Consider the following 18,866-nt stretch of genomic DNA (forward strand, 5'->3'; position numbering starts at 1 on the left):
TAAAAAAGAAGGAAGGACAAAAGAGATGTTAGAAGAAAAAATTCAGAGAATCAATGAGTTATATAGAAAATCAAAAGCAGAAGGTTTGACAGCAGAGGAACTTCAGGAACAAAAAGTATTAAGAGCAGAATACATTGACGCATTTAAAAGAAATCTTCGTGGTCAGTTAAATAATATTTCCATTCAGGAGAAGGATGGAACGATTACAAATCTGGGAGAAAAGTTTGGAAACAAAAAAGCAAATTAGAAGAGAAATTTTAAAGAGAAGGGAAGCACTTTCGGAAGAAGAGTGGAAAAGAAGAAGTGAAAAATTAACGGCATTTCTTCTTGAACAGCCAATATACAGGGAAAGTGAAATTATTTATTGCTATGTGTCCTATCGTTTTGAGGCGGACACATGGCGTTTTATTATGTATAGCCTAAAAAATGGCAAGAGTGTGGCAGTCCCTAAAGTGTGCGGTGATGAAATGAAGTTTTATTATATTCGGGATGTGGATGAACTGAAAGAGGGGTATAGAGGAATTTTTGAACCGCCGGAAACAAATGAGGAAGCAATAGAAGAAGGGGCTTTGTTTATTATGCCACTTGTTGCTTTTGACAGAGAGAAACACCGTCTTGGCTATGGCGGAGGTTTTTATGACAGGTATCTTGAAAAACATCCAAATCACTTTAAAATTGGGATTGGATTTTCCTTTCAGGAAACAGAGTATGTACCTGTAGAACAATACGATATAAATCCGGATAGGATATGGACGGATGAAGGAGAGATATAATGATAAATTTACCGAAAGATGCAATACTTTTATTGAGTGTTGTTAATACAAAATTGAGAGATTATTATAAAAACTTGGATGCTTTGTGTGAGGATATGAATATAAATAAAGCAGATATTTCACATAAACTTGAAGGTATAGGATATGAGTATGATGAACTGAAAAATCAGTTTGTGTAGACGGATTGCATTCTTGCAAAAGTGTTTTCTATATCGTATAATTGTAAAGTCATATATCACTTTTGATAAGAGAAAGGAAAACATATGTTAGAAAATTTAGATAAAGTAATAGAAGAAATTGATTTGAATAAAGAAGCACCTGTCACTGAACCGGACAGACAGTATTATTATATGGCAAAAGCTAAAAAATACGTTTCTGCACAGGCAGAGGAATTGGGGCGTCCCCTTACTTTTTGTGTAACAACATTCGGTTGTCAGATGAATGCAAGAGATTCCGAAAAACTGGTCGGTATTTTGGAAAAGATTGGTTATGTGGAGGAAACAGACGAAGAAAAGGCAGACTTTATTATTTATAATACATGTACTGTTCGCGAAAATGCCAATATGCGTGTTTACGGCCGTCTTGGACAGTTAAAGAGAGTGAAAAAAGAGCATCCGCATATGATGATAGGTCTTTGTGGCTGTATGATGCAAGAACCTGAAGTTGTGGAGAAATTAAAGAAGAGTTATCGTTTTGTTGATTTGATTTTTGGAACGCATAATATTTATAAATTTGCGGAATTAATTGTGACACGTTTTGAATCGGAACGCATGGTAATTGATATTTGGAAAGATACGGATAAAATTGTGGAAGATTTGCCAAGTGAACGTAAATTTTCTTTTAAATCAGGAGTAAATATTATGTTTGGATGCAATAATTTCTGTAGTTATTGTATTGTTCCATATGTGCGTGGGCGTGAAAGAAGCCGTAATCCAAAAGATATTATAAGAGAAATTGAACGATTGGTTGCAGATGGTGTTGTGGAAGTTATGCTTCTTGGACAGAATGTAAATTCTTATGGGAAAAATTTGGAAACTCCAATGACATTTGCGCAGTTATTGCAGGAAGTTGAGAAGATTGAAGGACTTAGAAGAATACGCTTTATGACTTCGCATCCGAAAGACTTGTCGGATGAATTGATTGAAGTAATGAAAAACTCTAAAAAGATTTGCAAACATTTGCATTTACCTGTGCAGTCGGGAAGTTCTCGGATTTTACAGAAGATGAATCGCCGTTATACAAAAGAACAATATTTAGAGTTGGTCAGAAAGATTAAAACGGCTATTCCCGACATATCTCTGACAACAGATATTATTGTCGGTTTTCCGGGGGAAACGGAAGAAGATTTCTTAGAAACAATGGATATTGTAAAGCAGGTTCGTTACGATAGTGCATTTACATTTATTTATTCAAAACGTACAGGAACACCTGCTGCCACAATGGAAAATCAGGTTGCGGAAGATGTTGTAAAAGACCGCTTTGATCGTTTGTTAAAAGAAGTACAGGAAATTTCAGCAGAAGTATGCAGCATACATACAGGAACAACACAAGAAGTTTTAGTAGAGTCATTAAATGATCATGATGCTTCTCTTGTGACTGGAAGATTAAGCAATAATATTTTAGTACATTTTCCGGGAAATGCAGACCTCATCGGTAAAATTGTTGATGTGAAATTAGAAGAGTGTAAAGGATTTTATTATATCGGTACAAGAGTGGAATAAGAAATAACTACCACCCATATTTTAAGAAGATACGTCCAAACTATTTACTAAGAACAATAAAGTAGATAGAAAGGGCGTTTTTCTTTGAAAAGAATAAGTGAATATTTATTTGTGTGGGCGTTAGGCGGAACAATCTATTATACATTTGAAGTATTTTTTCGGGGATTTTCTCATTGGACAATGTTTGTGCTGGGAGGAATTTGTGCAGTTTTCTGCGTATGGCAGGGATTAATGTTAAAATGGAGAGAGCCTTTATGGATACAGATAGTAAGGTGTACGATTTTTGTTGTTGCCAGTGAATTTATTACCGGAGTTGTTGTAAATAAATGGCTTGAATGGCAGGTTTGGGATTATACAGATCAGCCTTTTCAATTGTTTGGACAGATTTGCATTCCCTTTGCTATCATTTTTTCCGGTTTATGTGCGTTGGGAATAATCGGTGGCGGGTACTTTCTGTATTGGTTTTATAGGGAAGAAAAGCCGAATTTTCATGTATTATGAAAAATGGGAAACTTGAAAAGAACTTTGAAATTTGTTATGATTGATAAGATATGAACAAAATGGGGGAGTTCCCCGCAAAAATAAGGAGGAAATGGGAAATGTCTGAGTTGACTCCAATGATGCAACAATATGTTGAAACGAAAAAACAGTATCAAGACTGTATTTTATTTTATAGATTAGGAGATTTTTATGAGATGTTCTTTGATGATGCAATAACGGCATCGCAAGAACTGGAATTGACATTAACAGGAAAAAACTGTGGTTTGGAGGAGAGAGCTCCAATGTGCGGTATTCCTTATCATGCCGTAGAGGGATATTTGACAAGGCTTGTATCTAAAGGTTATAAGGTGGCTATCTGTGAACAGGTAGAAGACCCGAAAGTTGCTAAAGGAATTGTAAAACGTGAGGTTGTCCGTATCGTCACACCGGGTACAAACTTAAATACACAGTCGTTAGATGAATCGAAAAATAATTATATTATGTGTATTGTCTATATTGCAGACAGATACGGTTTATCGGTTGCGGATATTTCTACCGGAGATTATTTTGTCACGGAATTAGATACAGGAAGAAAACTTTTGGACGAGATTGCTAAATTTGCACCGTCAGAAATTATCTGCAATGAGCCTTTTTATATGAGTGGACTTGATATAGATGATTTGAAAAATCGCCTTGGAATAGCAGTTTACTCTCTCGATGCATGGTATTTTGATGACGCTATGTGCGAAAAAGTATTAAAAGAGCACTTTAAAGTAAGTTCACTTGAGGGATTGGGACTTGGTGATTATAACTGTGGCGTAATAGGAGCAGGTGCACTTTTAAAATATCTCTATGAAACACAGAAGACAACGCTCTCACATTTAACGGGAATTACCGGTTATACAACAGGAAAATATATGTTGCTTGACAGTTCTACAAGAAGAAATCTGGAATTGTGCGAAACACTTCGTGAAAAACAAAAAAGAGGTTCGCTTTTATGGGTTTTAGATAAAACAAAAACTGCCATGGGGGCGAGAACATTGCGAAGTTATGTGGAACAGCCTTTGATTAATAAAGAAGATATTCTTGACAGATTAGATGCAGTAGGAGAATTGAAGGATAACGCTATAGCCAGAGAGGAAATCCGAGAATATTTAACTCCGGTTTATGATTTGGAAAGATTAATCAGTAAGATTACATACCAGTCGGCAAATCCGAGAGATTTAACTGCTTTTCAGAGTTCCCTTGCCATGCTTCCGTATATTAAATATATTTTGTCGGATATGACTTCTCCGTTATTAGTGAAACTTCACGGTGAGTTGGATACATTGACGGATTTGTGTGAACTTGTACAAAGTGCAATTAAGGAAGAGCCGCCTCTTGCCATGAAGGAAGGAGGTATTATCCGTGATGGATACGATGAAGAGGTGGACAGACTTCGACGTGCCAAAACAGAAGGAAAGACATGGTTAGCTGAATTGGAGGCAGAAGAGCGGGAAAAAACAGGCATTAAAAATTTAAAGATTAAATATAACAAAGTGTTTGGTTATTATTTAGAAGTGACAAACTCTTATAAAGAACTTGTACCGGACTATTATACAAGAAAACAGACACTTGCAAATGCAGAGAGATATATTATTCCAAGATTGAAAGAACTGGAAGACACAATTTTAGGGGCGGAGGACAAACTGTATGCGTTAGAATATGAAATTTATTGCGAAATCCGTGATAAGATTGCAGATGAAGTCGTTCGTATACAAAAGACGGCAAAGTCAATTGCGAAAATAGATGTGTTTGCATCATTAGCGCTTGTTGCCGAAAGAAACAATTATGTACGCCCAAAGATAAATGAAAAAGGGGTTATCGATATTAAAAACGGACGTCACCCGGTTGTAGAAAAAATGATTCCAAATGATATGTTTATCGCAAACGATACGTTGCTGGATGACAAAAAAAATAGAGTGTCTATTATAACAGGGCCAAATATGGCAGGGAAATCAACATATATGCGTCAGACGGCTCTGATTGTTCTTATGGCACAGATTGGAACGTTTGTACCTGCCGAAAGTGCAAATATAGGAATTGTTGACCGTATTTTCACAAGAGTGGGGGCATCGGATGATTTAGCATCGGGACAGAGCACATTTATGGTGGAAATGACAGAGGTCGCTAATATCTTGCGAAATGCTACAAATAAAAGTTTACTTATTTTAGATGAAATCGGCCGCGGAACAAGTACGTTTGACGGATTGAGTATTGCGTGGGCGGTTGTAGAGCATATCAGCAATGCAAAACTTTTAGGGGCGAAGACTTTGTTTGCAACACATTATCACGAATTGACTGAACTGGAGGGCAAGATTGACAGTGTAAATAATTACTGCATCGCTGTAAAGGAAAAGGGAGATGATATTGTTTTCCTTAGAAAAATCGTAAAAGGCGGAGCGGATAAGAGTTATGGAATACAAGTTGCAAAATTAGCAGGAGTACCTGATACGGTTATTTCAAGAGCAAAAGAGATTGTCAGTGAATTGAGCGAAGCAGATATTACAACAAGAGTAAAAGATATTAAGATTCAGGGACAGGACTCAAAGGCAAGAACAAAGCAGAAAAAATATGACGAAGTGGATTTGGCGCAGATGTCTTTATTTGATACGGTTAAAGACGATGATGTGCTAAAAGAATTGGAAGAATTGGATGTAAGTCGTATGACACCTATGGATGCGTTGAATACGATTTATCGTTTGCAAAATAAACTGAAAAACAGATGGTAGAAGAAAAGGGGAAGATATATGCCGAATATTCAGGTGTTGGATCAGATTACAATTGATAAAATAGCGGCGGGGGAGGTAATAGAACGCCCAGCTTCCATTGTAAAAGAATTGGTGGAAAATGCGATTGACGCAAAGGCAACTGCTGTTACCGTAGAGATAAAGGAAGGTGGTATTTCTTTTATTAGAATAACGGACAATGGATGTGGTATTCCCAAAGAGGAAGTTGCCCTTGCTTTCTTGCGTCATTCTACAAGTAAGATACGTTCTGAAAAAGATTTGGCAACAGTTTCTTCCCTTGGATTTAGAGGCGAAGCACTTTCAAGTATTTCGGCGATTGCACAGGTAGAAGTAATTACGAAAACAAAAGAAAGTGATTTTGGAGTAAAATATACAATAGAAGGCGGTGTGGAGAAAGGTGTTGAAGACGTAGGAGCACCGGAAGGAACTACTTTTCTTGTTCATCAGATTTTTTATAATACACCTGCCCGCCGTAAATTTTTGAAAACGCCGATGACGGAGGCGAGCCATGTAAATGAACTAATGATACGTCTTGCATTATCCCATCCGGAAGTATCCGTTCAGTTTATTAATAATGGGCAGAGCAAGTTACATACATCGGGAAACGGTAAAGTAAAAGATGTTATTTACCATGTGTTTGGCAGGGAGATTGCCAATAATCTGTTAGAAGTTAATCGAGATGAAGGAAAAATACGTGTGAGTGGTTATATCGGAAAACCTCTTATTTCCAGAGGAAATCGCAATTACGAGAATTATTATATTAACGGCAGGTATGTAAAGAGTAACATTATTGCGAAAGCGATTGAAGATGGGTATAAAGATTTTACAATGCAGCATAAATATCCGTTTACAGTACTTCACTTCTGGCTGGATGGAAATGAAATTGATGTGAACGTACATCCGACAAAAATGGAACTTCGCTTCAGTCATCAGCAGGAAGTATATGATTTTGTTTATCGCACCGTGAAAGAAACACTTATAGAACCGGATTTGATTCCGCGGGTGGAATTATCAAAACCTGTAAAGGAAATGGCTGCACCTGAGAAAAAAGTTCCGGAAGTACATGATGAAGCATATTTTATGCGAAAGATGAAAGAACGTGTTGAATCTTATCATAGACAGGCATCACAGGCGGAAGTGAAAGATACGATGGAATTACATCGGGGAAATGCACAGATTGACAGAATTAAAGAGGCTGTTACTTACAATAAAAATCGTGAACGGGAAAAACAGAATATTCCTTCTGTTTGTGTACCTCAGACACCAACATCGGATATACAGAAAGAAATAAAAGCAGAACAGTTAAATTTTTTTGAAGAGAAGTTATTAACGAAAAAGGCAGTACAGGAGTATAAATTGATTGGACAGGTGTTCGATACATACTGGCTTGTGGAATTTCAGGAACAGTTATATATTATTGATCAGCACGCAGCACATGAAAGAGTATTATATGAAAAAACACTGCATGGTATGAAAGAAAGAACGTTTACTTCTCAATATTTAAGTCCTCCTATTATTTTAAATCTTTCCATGCAGGAGGCACATTTATTGACGGAGCATATGGATTTATTTACGAAAATCGGATTTGAGATAGAAAATTTTGGAGGAGATTCTTTTGCGGTGAGAGCAGTTCCCGACAATTTGTTTAGTATTGCAAAAAAAGAACTGCTGATGGAAATGCTAGATAGTCTTTCAGATGATATTACTTCTGCAGAAGCACCGGATATTATTGGTGAGAAAATTGCATCCATGTCCTGTAAAGCGGCGGTAAAAGGAAATGCAAAATTATCTGTAGCGGAGGTAAATACATTAATTGGGGAATTATTAGAGTTGGAAAATCCATATCATTGTCCGCATGGAAGACCGACTATTATTGCAATGACGAAGAAAGAGTTAGAGAAAAAGTTTAAGAGGATTGTTTAGAATGATGAAAAAGCCATTAATTATTTTGACGGGACCGACTGCGGTAGGGAAGACAAAGGCATCTATTAATCTGGCAAAAGCAATCGGCGGCGAGATTATTTCTGCGGATTCCATGCAGGTATATCGTCATATGGATATTGGTTCGGCAAAGATTACGCCGGAGGAAATGCAGGGAGTAAAGCATCATTTAATTGATGTATTAGAGCCGGATGAAGAATTTCACGTAGTTAAATTTCAGCGTTTGGCAAAAAAGGCGATGGAAGAAATTTATGCAAAAGGGAAAATACCTATTGTCGTAGGCGGAACCGGATTTTATATTCAGGCACTTTTGTATGACATTGATTTTACAGAGAATAACGAAGATACGGCGTATAGGCGGGAATTAGAACATATTGCCGATACAAAAGGAGCGGAATATCTCCACGAGATGCTAAAGGCAGTCGATGAAAAATCTGCACAAAATATTCATGCAAATAATGTAAAACGTGTAATAAGAGCGTTAGAGTTTTTTAAACAGACCGGACAGAAGATTTCAGAGCATAATGAAAAGGAAAGAGAAAAAGAATCGCCGTATCAATTTTGCTATTTCGTATTAAATGATATAAGGGAACATTTGTATAAACGAATTGAGTTACGCATTGATGAAATGCTTAAAGAAGGACTTGTTGCTGAAGTCGAGATGTTAAAGGAAAAGGGATATACGCGTGAAATGACTTCCATGCAGGGACTTGGATATAAAGAGATTTTGGATTACTTAAACGGCGTCTTCTCTCTTGAAGAGGCAGTTTATATTTTGAAAAGAGATACAAGGCATTTTGCAAAACGCCAGATTACATGGTTTAAGCGTGAAAAGGACGTTATTTGGATAAATAAAGATGAATTTGATTATGATGAGGAGAAAATTTTAGCATTTCTTCTTGAAAAGATAAAAGAAAGGATTGTACTTCCATGTTAGAAATAAAAACACAATACAAACAATTAGGAATTTCCGAAGAGGTATATGCTTTTGGAAAGAAAATAGAGGAGAAACTTACGGAGCGTTTTCAGAAGGTAGACGAGGTTGCTGAATTTAATCAGTTAAAAGTTATTCAGGCAATGCAGGACAGAAGAGTAAGTGAGGCGTGTTTCAATTATGCCAGCGGATATGGGTATAATGATTTAGGACGAGATACGCTGGAGGAAGTGTATGCGAGTGTATTTCACACAGAATCTGCTTTAGTAAGACCACAAATTACTTGTGGAACACACGCACTTGCACTTGCATTAAGTGCAAATTTAAGACCGGGTGATGAACTTTTATCTCCGGCAGGGAAACCATATGATACATTGGAAGAAGTGATTGGAATACGTGAATCAAAAGGCTCTCTTGCAGAATACGGAATTACTTATCGTCAAGTTGATTTGCTGGAAGACAGAACATTTGATTATGAAAATATAAAAAAAGCAATTACAGAGAAAACAAAACTGGTTACTATCCAGCGGTCAAAAGGCTATCAGACAAGACCGAGTTTTTCTGTTGCACAAATTGGTGAACTAATTACTTTTGTGAAGAAGATTAAACCTGATGTAATCTGTATGGTAGATAACTGCTATGGTGAGTTTGTAGAAACAATTGAACCAAGTGATGTGGGAGCAGATATGGTTGTCGGTTCACTTATAAAAAATCCGGGAGGTGGTCTTGCTCCAATTGGCGGATATATTGCGGGAAAAAATGAATGTATTGAAAATTGTGCCTATCGTCTTACTTCTCCGGGTCTTGGAAAAGAAGTCGGCGCTTCGCTTGGTGTTATGCAGTCGTTTTATCAAGGATTGTTTTTAGCACCGACAGTTGTAAGTGGAGCATTAAAAGGTGCTATATTTGCTGCAAATATATATGAAGAACTGGGATTTCCGGTTATTCCAAACGGAAGTGAAAGCCGTCATGATATTATTCAGGCAGTTGAGTTTGGAACGCCTGAGGGAGTGATTGCTTTCTGTCAGGGGATTCAGGCAGCAGCACCTGTAGACAGTTATGTTACTCCTGAGCCGTGGGCAATGCCGGGATATGACAGTGATGTAATTATGGCAGCAGGTGCGTTTGTGCAGGGGTCTTCTATTGAGTTAAGTGCGGACGGACCAATCAAACCTCCGTATGCAGTATATTTTCAGGGTGGTCTTACATGGACACACGCAAAATTTGGTATTTTAATGAGTTTGGAAAAATTGGTACAGGCGGGACTTGTGAAACTGCCTTAATGAAAGGATCGTATGAAAAAAAGTAAAAAAATTGTCGTTATTGGCGGAGGAGCATCGGGACTTGTTGCAGGTATTATTGCGGGAAGAAACGGAGCAGACGTGCTTATTTTAGAACATAAAGAAAAAGTGGGAAAGAAAATATTGGCAACCGGAAACGGCAGATGTAATTTTACAAATGAATACATGACAGAGAGTTGTTTTCGGAGTGAAAATAAGGAAAGAGTTGGTACTGTGCTGAATAAATTCGGTACACAGGAAACACTTTGTTTTTTTGAAACACTTGGTATTCTTCCTAAAAATAAAAATGGATATTACTATCCGAAATCCAATCAGGCAGCGGCAATTTTAGATGTGCTTAATATGGAGTTGAAGCGGCAGCGGGTAGAAATCATATGCAATAGTCATGTAACGAAAATAACGAAGGCAAAACAATTTAAGATTGTTTCATCTACAGGTATATATATGGCAGATTCCGTTATTCTTGCAACGGGAGGAAAAGCAGCAGCATCTCTTGGATCTGACGGCAGCGGATACAGTCTGGTAAAGGAGTTTTGTCATACAATAGCCCCTGTTGTGCCGGCGCTTGTACAGTTACATGGGAATGGAACGTTTTTCAAGCAGATTGCAGGAGTTAGGGCAGATGCAAAAATTTCGCTCTATGTAGATAACAGATTATGTGGAGAAGATACGGGAGAGGTACAGTTTACGGACTATGGCATATCAGGAATTCCTGTTTTTCAAATCAGCCGTTTTGCTTCTCTTGCACTTTACCGGAAGAAAATACCTAAAGTAAGGCTAGACTTTTTTCCTGAATTTACAAGAGAAGAACTGTCAACGCTTTTTGAAAATAGAATTCGACAGAATGCTGAAAAGAAGGCAGGAGAATTTCTTATAGGAATGCTAAATAAGAAACTGATGCCGATTTTACTTCGAGCGTCAGGAGTAAGAGAAAGAACTATTATTTCTGAAGTAGAAAAAGAGAGAGTGGAACGTCTGATTGACAAATGTAAGGGATTTGAGATAGAAATTACGGAAACAAATTCTTTTGAGCAGGCGCAAGTTTGTGCAGGCGGTGTTCGTCTGAACGAGATAGATATAAATACAATGGAATCTTTATATGAAAAAGACCTGTATATTACCGGAGAACTTTTGGACGTGGATGGTATTTGTGGCGGCTATAATTTGCAGTGGGCGTGGGCAACCGGATATTTAGCGGGAGAAAATGCGGCGAAAGGGAAAAAATATGATTAGAATTCATCAAATAAAATTACCGATTACACATACGCAGGAAGAATTGAAAAAGAAAATCGGAAAAATGCTGCGTATATCTGTTTCGGATATAAAAAAAGTGAAAATTGTTAAACAGTCTATTGACGCACGAAAAAAACCGCAGATTTTTTACACATACACAGTGGATGTGACGGTTTCAAGTGAAAAAAATATTTTGCGTAAAGTAAAAGATAATCAGATTATGCCTTCACCGTCTGTTAAGTATCATTTTTGTCCGAGCGGAAAGATTTCTATGCGACATCGTCCGATTATTATCGGAAGCGGACCGGCAGGGCTTTTTTGTGCATATATGCTTGCTCTTTACGGTTATCGTCCGGTTTTATTGGAGCGTGGAGCAGAGGTGGATGAAAGAATAAAGGATGTAGAAACATTTTGGAAAACAGGTAAATTAAACCCTGTGTCTAATGTGCAGTTCGGTGAAGGCGGTGCAGGTACATTTTCGGATGGTAAGTTAAATACGCTTGTTAAAGATTCCTTTGGGAGAAACCAAAAAGTTTTAGAGATTTTTGTAAAGCATGGAGCACCGGAGGATATTTGCTATACAAATAAAGCCCATATCGGAACAGATATTCTTATAGATGTAGTAAAAAGAATGCGCCAGTCTATTATTTCATATGGTGGTGAGGTACGTTTTCATAGTCAGGTAACAGATATTTGCATAGAAGATAAAAAAGTAGTTTCTTTGACTGTCAATGGAGAAGAAAAAATTCCATGTGAAACAGTTGTGCTTGCTATCGGACACAGTGCCAGAGATACATTTGAAATGTTATATAAGAGAAATGTGCCAATGGAAGCAAAGGCTTTTGCCGTTGGTGTACGTGTAGAACATTTACAGTCTATGATTAATTTCTCTCAATACGGCATGGAGAAAAATCCTTTGCTTTCTGCAGCATCGTATAAGGTAGCGGAACAATTGGAAAACGGAAGAGGGGTGTACTCTTTCTGTATGTGTCCGGGAGGATATGTGGTAAATGCTTCTTCGGAAGAAAATCGTTTAGCTGTCAATGGAATGAGTTATCACAGTAGAGATGGGAAGAATGCAAACAGTGCAATTATAGTTACGGTAACTCCAGAAGATTACGGTGGAATAAACGCTCTTTCAGGAGTGGAATTTCAGAGAAAACTGGAAGAGAAGGCATATCAATTGGCGGGAGGTAAAATTCCTGTGCAGCGTTATGAAGATTTTTGTAAAAATCAGGTATCTTCTCATTTTGGAAAAGTGACACCATCAATGAAGGGGAATTATGATTTTGCTAATGTCAGATCTATCTTTCCTGAAGAAATTGCCTTATCTATTGAGGAGGGTATCAAAAAATTTAACAACAAAATTCGAGGATTTTCGCAGGAAGACACATTGCTTTCAGGTGTGGAAAGCAGAACGTCTTCTCCGGTAAGAATAAAAAGGGGAGAAGGACTAATGAGCGAAATCGCAGGGCTTTACCCTTGTGGCGAGGGAGCAGGATATGCGGGTGGAATCACTTCTGCAGGAATGGACGGATTAAAGGTAGCGGAAGAAATCGCAAAAATTCACCGTGCATTCGACTAAATTCGCCCTTCTTCAGAAAAATTTAATTTGTTGGGTGTATACACCGATTTTAAAGTATGCTAAAATAAATCTTGTGTCGTAATGAGTCTATAATTAAAATGAGTCAAACAAAGAAAATTAAAGATATGATAGAAGAAGAACGTCCATATGAGAAATGCGAACGTTTAGGCGTGAGTAGTTTGACAGACATTGAACTTTTAGCAGTCTTGTTGAGAAACGGAGCAATCAACAGTAATTCTCTTGAACTGGCAAGACGCATTTTATATCCTTTGAATCAAAGAGGGGGACTTATCAATCTACATCAATACTCTTTGACACAACTTAAGAAAATTCACGGAATTGGACGTGTAAAGGCACTTCAGATAGTTTGCATTGTGGAATTGAGCAAAAGACTTTCCAAAGCCTCCGCAATCAAAGGTCTTGATTTTTCATCTGCCGCAAAGATTGCAGAGTATTATATGGAAGACCTGCGGCATCATCAGCAGGAACATATGAAACTTCTAATGTTAAACACAAAAGCGAGATTAATAGGAGAAACGGATATTTCAAAAGGAACGGTGAATGCATCTTTAGTATCTCCACGCGAACTGTTTATTGAGGCTCTGCAAAAGAATGCTGTATCTATTATATTATTGCACAATCATCCAAGCGGTGACCCGACTCCAAGTAAAGAAGACATTTTAATTACAAAAAGGATAAAAGAGGCAGGCAATTTAATTGGGATTGAATTGCTTGACCATATTATTATTGGGAATAACTGTTATACCAGTTTGGCGGAGAAAAATCTGGTATAACTTATTGAGAGGAAATAGAATGCTAGGGAATATATATGGATTAGACCTGGGAACATATGAAGTTAAAGTTTATGACAAAAAAAAGGATACGATTTGGACAGAAAAAAATGCGATTGCCATTGAAAATGAGGATACCATTTTTTCTGTAGGCGATGAGGCGTATGAGATGTATGAGAAAGCGCCGGATAATATAGAAATTGTCTTCCCTATGAAAGAGGGAGAAATTTCTCATTTTAATGATTTACAGTATCTGTTACAAAATCTGTTGAAAAAGGGCAAAAGATTTGCACGCGGTTCTAAATATATGATTGCTGTTCCGACAGATGTTACGGAAGTACAGAAACGAGCTTTTTTTGATTTAGTTATTCATTCAACGGCTAAGGCAAAGGAAGTTAATATTGTAGAACGCGGTATTGCAGATGCAGTGGGAATAGGATTGGATGTGCAGAACGAAAAAGGTATTTTTATTGCTAATTTCGGGGGAGAAATCACAGAATTGTCAGTCTTATCCTATGGCGGCCTTGTTTTAAACAGGATAGTTAAAGTCGGCGGAGTAACATTAGATGAAGCAATTGTCAATCGTGTTCGTCATAATCATGACTTTCTTATAGGAAGGCTGACGGCAGAAACACTTAGAAAGGAATTTGGTATTTTCGATGACGCAAGTGACCATACCCTTTCCGTTGCAGGAAGAAATTTGATTTCAGGTGTTCCAACACAATATGATGTTTCCATCAGTCTTGTGAGGGCAGCCATAAAAGAATCACTTGAGGAGATAAGCCGTTCCATAAAATCTCTGATTGAAAGGACTCCGCCGGAAGTATTGACGGAGGTAAAGAAAAAGGGAATATATATGACGGGAGGACTTGCAAATTTGCGAGGACTTGCAACGTATATGGAAGGAGCAACGGGATTAAAAGTAACATTAGCAAAAAATCCTGAGTTGAGTGCAGTCAATGGACTGAAAAAAATAATTTTATCAAAAGAGTTACAAAAATTGGCATATTCAATGCTTGATGAAAATTTTAGGTGGATGAGATAATATGAAAGGAAAAAATCAACTATCAGTACCAAGTAAATATTGGTTATTAATTATTACAACAATCTGTATCATTTTTATCGGGTTGTCCTTAGTTTCGGATAAAGCATCCGGACCTCTTAAAATAGTTGCAGATTATACGGTTGTACCTATGCAAAAAGGAATTAACAGGGTAGGAATGTACCTGAGTGATTTAACAGAGAACTTTGATACATTACAGGATGTAAAAGCGGAAAACAAATCGTTGAAAAAGAAGGTGGATTCCCTGACAATTGCTAATAATCGTTTGCAGCAGGATAAATATGAATTGGAAAGACTGCGTGAGTTATATAAGTTAGACCAGACATATTCGGATTATGAAAAGATTGGAGCTCGCGTTATCGGAAATAATGGAAGCAATTGGTTTAGTACCTTTACCATTGATAAAGGAAGCGAAGATGGAATTAAAGTAGATATGAATGTTATCGCAGGTGCAGGGCTTGTCGGTATTGTTACGAAAGTAGGACCGCATTCGTCAGAAGTGCGTGCAATTATTGATGACCAAAGTAATGTGAGTGGTATGGTATTATCTACATCAGATACCTGTGTAGTGCGTGGGGATTTGAAACTGCTTGCGGATGGGCGTATCCGTTTTGAACAACTTGCTAACAATAATACTAAAATTAAAGAAGGAGAACAGGTTGTCACTTCTCAAATCAGTTCAAAATATGTGCAGGGTATCCTTATCGGATATATTAGTGAAATTAATGTAGATGACAACAACTTAACACGCTCAGGTTATATTACGCCTGTTGTGGACTTTAAGAAACTTCAGGAAGTGCTTGTTATTACTTCTACGAAGAAAGATTTAGTTCAGAAAAAGAAGTAAGGAGAGAAGACTAATGAAGATAAAAAGAAAAATTATAACTCTTTTCATTATTGTAGTTTGCTTTTTACTTGAAACAACAGTCTTTCCAAGTTTTTCATTGGCTGGCATCACACCTAATCTTCTCGTTGTGATTGTTTCTTCATTTGGATTTATGCGTGGTAAAAATGAAGGAATGGTTGTGGGATTTATATGCGGATTAATGATAGATGTATTTTTTGGGTTACAAGGTGTAATCGGTTTTTATGCTTTGATTTATACACTTATCGGTTATGTAAACGGTTTCTTTAAACGTTTATTTTATGATGAAGACATTAAACTTCCTTTAGCATTGATTGCAGGTAGTGAATTATTATATGGTCTTATTATTTATGTATGCGTCTATCTAATGAGAAGTAAATTTGATTTTATTTATTACTTGTTGCATATTATTATGCCGGAACTGATGTATACTATTTTAGTAACTTTAGTGTTGTATCAAATTATTTTACACATTAACCGAAAACTTGAAACCGAAGAGAAAAGGAGTGCAAGTAAATTTGTTTAATCGGATAAAAGAGGCAATTAGTGGAGTGATGAAATCCAGATTGTTCATTGTCATTATTGTATTTTTTATTATGTTTGGTATACTGGTTCAGAGATGTTTCAGTCTACAGATTGTAAATGGACAGGACTATTTGGATAACTATAAATTACAGATACAAAAGACGAGAGAAGTGCAGGGAACCAGAGGAATTATTTATGATAGAAATGGACAGGTTCTGGCGGAAAATAAACTGGCATATACGGTAACTATTGAAGACAACGGTACTTATGAAGATAAGGAAGAAAAAAATAAAAAGATTAATCAGACAATCGAAAGAGTTATTGGAATTATAGAAAAAAACGGTGATTCTATTATCAATGATTTTGGAATTGTTTTAGATGAAAATAACGAATACAGTTTTCTGCATCCGGAAGGAACATCAAGAATGCGTTTTATTGCGGATGTATACGGGAAAGCGAAGATTGGTGATTTAAAAGAACAACAGAAAAGGTCTACACCGAATGACATTATTAAATATCTTTGTGAAGATGATTCATATGGATACGGAATTAAACGTAAGAACTATAGCAAAGAAATGGTTCTGAAATTGATAAACGTCCGCTATGCGATGGGATTGAACAGTTTCCAAAAGTATATTCCGACGACAATTGCTTCGGATGTCAGTAATGAAACAGTGGCAGCAATTATGGAAAATTTAGATTCATTGCAGGGAGTAGACATTCAGGAAGATTCTCTGCGTTATTATCCGAATAGTAAGTATTTTGCTTCTATTTTAGGATATACAGGAAAAATTTCTACAGAAGAGTATGATAATTTTAAGGCAGAAGGAAAAGACTATTCTAAAACGGATATTATAGGAAAAGCAGGATTAGAACAGTCTATGGATTCCGTTTTACAGGGAAAAAACGGTAAAGAAGTTCTTTATGTAAATAATGTAGGGAAAATTATTGAGAGAGATAAAACGACAAAAGCAGAGGCGGGAAATAATCTGTACTTATCTATTGATAAAAACCTTCAAATTGCTACTTATAAAATTTTGGAAGAACAGTTAGCAGGTATTATTCTTGCCAATATGAAAAATACAATGAATTTTGAGAAACGTCCCGGAACACAGGATGTAAAAGTACTTCCGTTTGATGATGTTTTAAATTCTTTCTTTGCAAATAATATTTTAGACATCAAACATTTTTCGGAAAAAGATGCAAAACCTAGAGAAGCAGCGGTTTATCAGAAGTTCGTAAAGAGAAAAGAAGTTATGCTGAACCGTATTACAGAGGAATTGAACTCTTCTTCGGCAAAACCGTATAAAAATCTTTCTAAAGAAATGCAGGCATATATGAGTTATATTGCAAATGATGTGCTGACAAAAAATACAGGCATCTTAGTAAAAGATAAGATTGACACAGATGATAAAACATACAAGGCATGGAAAGAAGATGACAGTATCAGTTTAAGAGAATATTTACAGTATGCAATCTCTAAAAACTGGGTGGATACTTCAAAACTTCAGGATTATATTGAAGGAAAAGGCGATTATTCTGATGCCAATGAAGTGTATGAAGGAATTATTTCTTTCCTCAAAGAGTATCTGTCTGCCAACATGGGATTTGACAAACTTATTTACAAATATATGATTAAAGACGGAACGGTTACCGGCAAAGAAATTTGTCTGATGTTATATGAACAGGATGTTTTAAAATATGATGAAAAGCAGGTAAATGCTTTGAATGCCGGAACAGTAAATGCGTATGACTTTATCCGTGGAAAGATTAAATCGTTGGAAATTACTCCGGGGCAATTAGGGCTTGAACCTTGTACTGCTTCAGCGGTTGTTACAGATGTAAATACAGGTGCTTTATTAGCCTGTGTTTCTTATCCTGGATATGATAACAACCGACTTGCAAATACAATGGATTCTGAATATTATAATGAATTAGTTACGGGGTTATCAAGACCTCTCTATAACAATGCAACGCAGGAAACAACGGCTCCAGGTTCTACATTCAAACCGATTTCGGCTGTTGCAGGCTTGACAGAAGGAGTAATTACAAGCGGAACAACATTTACCTGTACAGGTAAATTTACAAAAATTACGCCAAGTCCAAAATGTTGGATTTACCCGGGGTCACACGGCGGCTTAAACATTACAGGTGCCATTTCTCATTCGTGTAACGTTTTCTTTAGTGAAATGGCATATAGAATGAGTATGGATGAAAAAGGTAATTACTCAAGTAAAAAAGGTACTGAAATTTTAGCCAAATATGCAAAAATGTTTGCATTAGATCAAAAGTCGGGGATTGAAATTCCTGAATCAGAGTCTAATATTTCTACTGAAGATGCCGTGCGTTCTGCTTTTGGACAGGGTACAAACAATTATACTGTCACACAACTTTCACGTTATGTATCATCAGTAGCAAATAAAGGCACGGTTTATGATTTGACTTTGCTGAACAAAGTAGAAACAGTTGATGGTAAGACAGTGAAAAAATATGAGCCAAAAGTAAATAATGAAATAAAAGAGGTTTCAAATACAACATGGAATCTTGTCCATCAGGGAATGGAAGATATGATATCTTCAAGCAGTGTTTTCAAATCTCTGAAGAAATCTAATTTTAAAATGTCGGGTAAAACAGGTACTGCACAGCAGAGTAAACTGCATCCGGATCATGCTTTATTTGTAGGTTTTGCACCAAGTGAAGCGCCGGAAATCAGCGTTGCTATTCGTATCGCAAACGGTCATAAATCGGCATTTGCCGCTGAAATCGGGCGTGATATTGTAAGATATTACTTCAACTTAGCAGACAGTTCGGAGATTATTCATAACGGAGCATCTTCTGTAACATCTGCGACAGTAGGAGATTAAT

General features: G+C 36.8%; 16 protein-coding genes. All 16 read left to right on the plus strand.

Features of this window, described 5'->3' with window-relative positions; translation table 11 throughout:
* Positions 1-25 precede the first annotated feature (25 nt).
* Positions 26-247 (plus strand): DUF896 domain-containing protein, encoded by a 222-nt coding sequence (locus ACYPXO_RS09865; RefSeq protein WP_009757048.1) that lies wholly within the window; start codon positions 26-28, stop codon positions 245-247.
* Positions 225-773: a 5-formyltetrahydrofolate cyclo-ligase gene (locus ACYPXO_RS09870; RefSeq protein WP_459640401.1), complete on the plus strand. Its 549-nt coding sequence runs from the start codon at positions 225-227 to the stop codon at positions 771-773. Before ACYPXO_RS09865 ends, ACYPXO_RS09870 begins: the two co-directional genes overlap by 23 nt.
* Complete coding sequence (locus ACYPXO_RS09875) at positions 773-952, plus strand: DUF4250 domain-containing protein (protein ID WP_459640402.1); 180 nt, start codon at positions 773-775, stop codon at positions 950-952. The genes ACYPXO_RS09870 and ACYPXO_RS09875 overlap by 1 nt, the downstream gene beginning before the upstream one ends.
* Before the next feature lie 84 nt (positions 953-1,036).
* Positions 1,037-2,494 carry a tRNA (N6-isopentenyl adenosine(37)-C2)-methylthiotransferase MiaB gene (miaB, locus tag ACYPXO_RS09880; RefSeq protein WP_459640403.1) on the plus strand — a complete coding sequence of 486 codons (1,458 nt, stop codon included), beginning with the start codon at positions 1,037-1,039 and terminating at the stop codon, positions 2,492-2,494.
* 84 nt (positions 2,495-2,578) lie between these two features.
* Entirely contained in the window at positions 2,579-2,995 is a 417-nt protein-coding gene (locus tag ACYPXO_RS09885; protein WP_459640404.1) for a putative ABC transporter permease, read from the plus strand.
* Between the two features lie 98 nt (positions 2,996-3,093).
* On the plus strand, positions 3,094-5,745 hold the full coding sequence (gene mutS / locus ACYPXO_RS09890) for a DNA mismatch repair protein MutS (protein ID WP_459640405.1): 2,652 nt from the start codon (positions 3,094-3,096) through the stop codon (positions 5,743-5,745).
* An 18-nt stretch (positions 5,746-5,763) separates the two neighbouring features.
* Positions 5,764-7,686 carry a DNA mismatch repair endonuclease MutL gene (gene mutL / locus ACYPXO_RS09895; RefSeq protein WP_459640406.1) on the plus strand — a complete coding sequence of 641 codons (1,923 nt, stop codon included), beginning with the start codon at positions 5,764-5,766 and terminating at the stop codon, positions 7,684-7,686.
* Between the two features lie 4 nt (positions 7,687-7,690).
* On the plus strand, positions 7,691-8,641 hold the full coding sequence (gene miaA / locus ACYPXO_RS09900) for a tRNA (adenosine(37)-N6)-dimethylallyltransferase MiaA (RefSeq protein ID WP_459640516.1): 951 nt from the start codon (positions 7,691-7,693) through the stop codon (positions 8,639-8,641).
* Positions 8,635-9,921, plus strand: coding sequence for a methionine gamma-lyase family protein (locus ACYPXO_RS09905; RefSeq protein WP_459640407.1), 1,287 nt, complete (start codon positions 8,635-8,637; stop codon positions 9,919-9,921). Before miaA ends, ACYPXO_RS09905 begins: the two co-directional genes overlap by 7 nt.
* A 12-nt stretch (positions 9,922-9,933) precedes the next feature.
* Positions 9,934-11,172 carry a BaiN/RdsA family NAD(P)/FAD-dependent oxidoreductase gene (locus ACYPXO_RS09910; protein ID WP_459640408.1) on the plus strand — a complete coding sequence of 413 codons (1,239 nt, stop codon included), beginning with the start codon at positions 9,934-9,936 and terminating at the stop codon, positions 11,170-11,172.
* On the plus strand, positions 11,165-12,757 hold the full coding sequence (locus tag ACYPXO_RS09915) for an NAD(P)/FAD-dependent oxidoreductase (protein WP_459640409.1): 1,593 nt from the start codon (positions 11,165-11,167) through the stop codon (positions 12,755-12,757). The genes ACYPXO_RS09910 and ACYPXO_RS09915 overlap by 8 nt, the downstream gene beginning before the upstream one ends.
* 98 nt (positions 12,758-12,855) lie before the next feature.
* On the plus strand, positions 12,856-13,551 hold the full coding sequence (gene radC / locus ACYPXO_RS09920) for a RadC family protein (protein ID WP_459640410.1): 696 nt from the start codon (positions 12,856-12,858) through the stop codon (positions 13,549-13,551).
* Between the two features lie 19 nt (positions 13,552-13,570).
* Positions 13,571-14,593 carry a rod shape-determining protein gene (locus tag ACYPXO_RS09925; RefSeq protein WP_459640411.1) on the plus strand — a complete coding sequence of 341 codons (1,023 nt, stop codon included), beginning with the start codon at positions 13,571-13,573 and terminating at the stop codon, positions 14,591-14,593.
* 1 nt (position 14,594) lies between these two features.
* The gene (gene mreC, locus ACYPXO_RS09930; protein ID WP_459640412.1) at positions 14,595-15,458 is read left to right on the plus strand and encodes a rod shape-determining protein MreC; all 864 of its coding nucleotides are present in this window, start codon (positions 14,595-14,597) and stop codon (positions 15,456-15,458) included.
* 13 nt (positions 15,459-15,471) lie between these two features.
* On the plus strand, positions 15,472-16,002 hold the full coding sequence (mreD, locus tag ACYPXO_RS09935; RefSeq protein WP_459640413.1) for a rod shape-determining protein MreD: 531 nt from the start codon (positions 15,472-15,474) through the stop codon (positions 16,000-16,002).
* Positions 15,995-18,865 (plus strand): penicillin-binding transpeptidase domain-containing protein, encoded by a 2,871-nt coding sequence (locus ACYPXO_RS09940; protein WP_459640517.1) that lies wholly within the window; start codon positions 15,995-15,997, stop codon positions 18,863-18,865. Before mreD ends, ACYPXO_RS09940 begins: the two co-directional genes overlap by 8 nt.
* Position 18,866 lies beyond the last annotated feature (1 nt).

The organism is Faecalimonas canis, assembly GCF_054601575.1.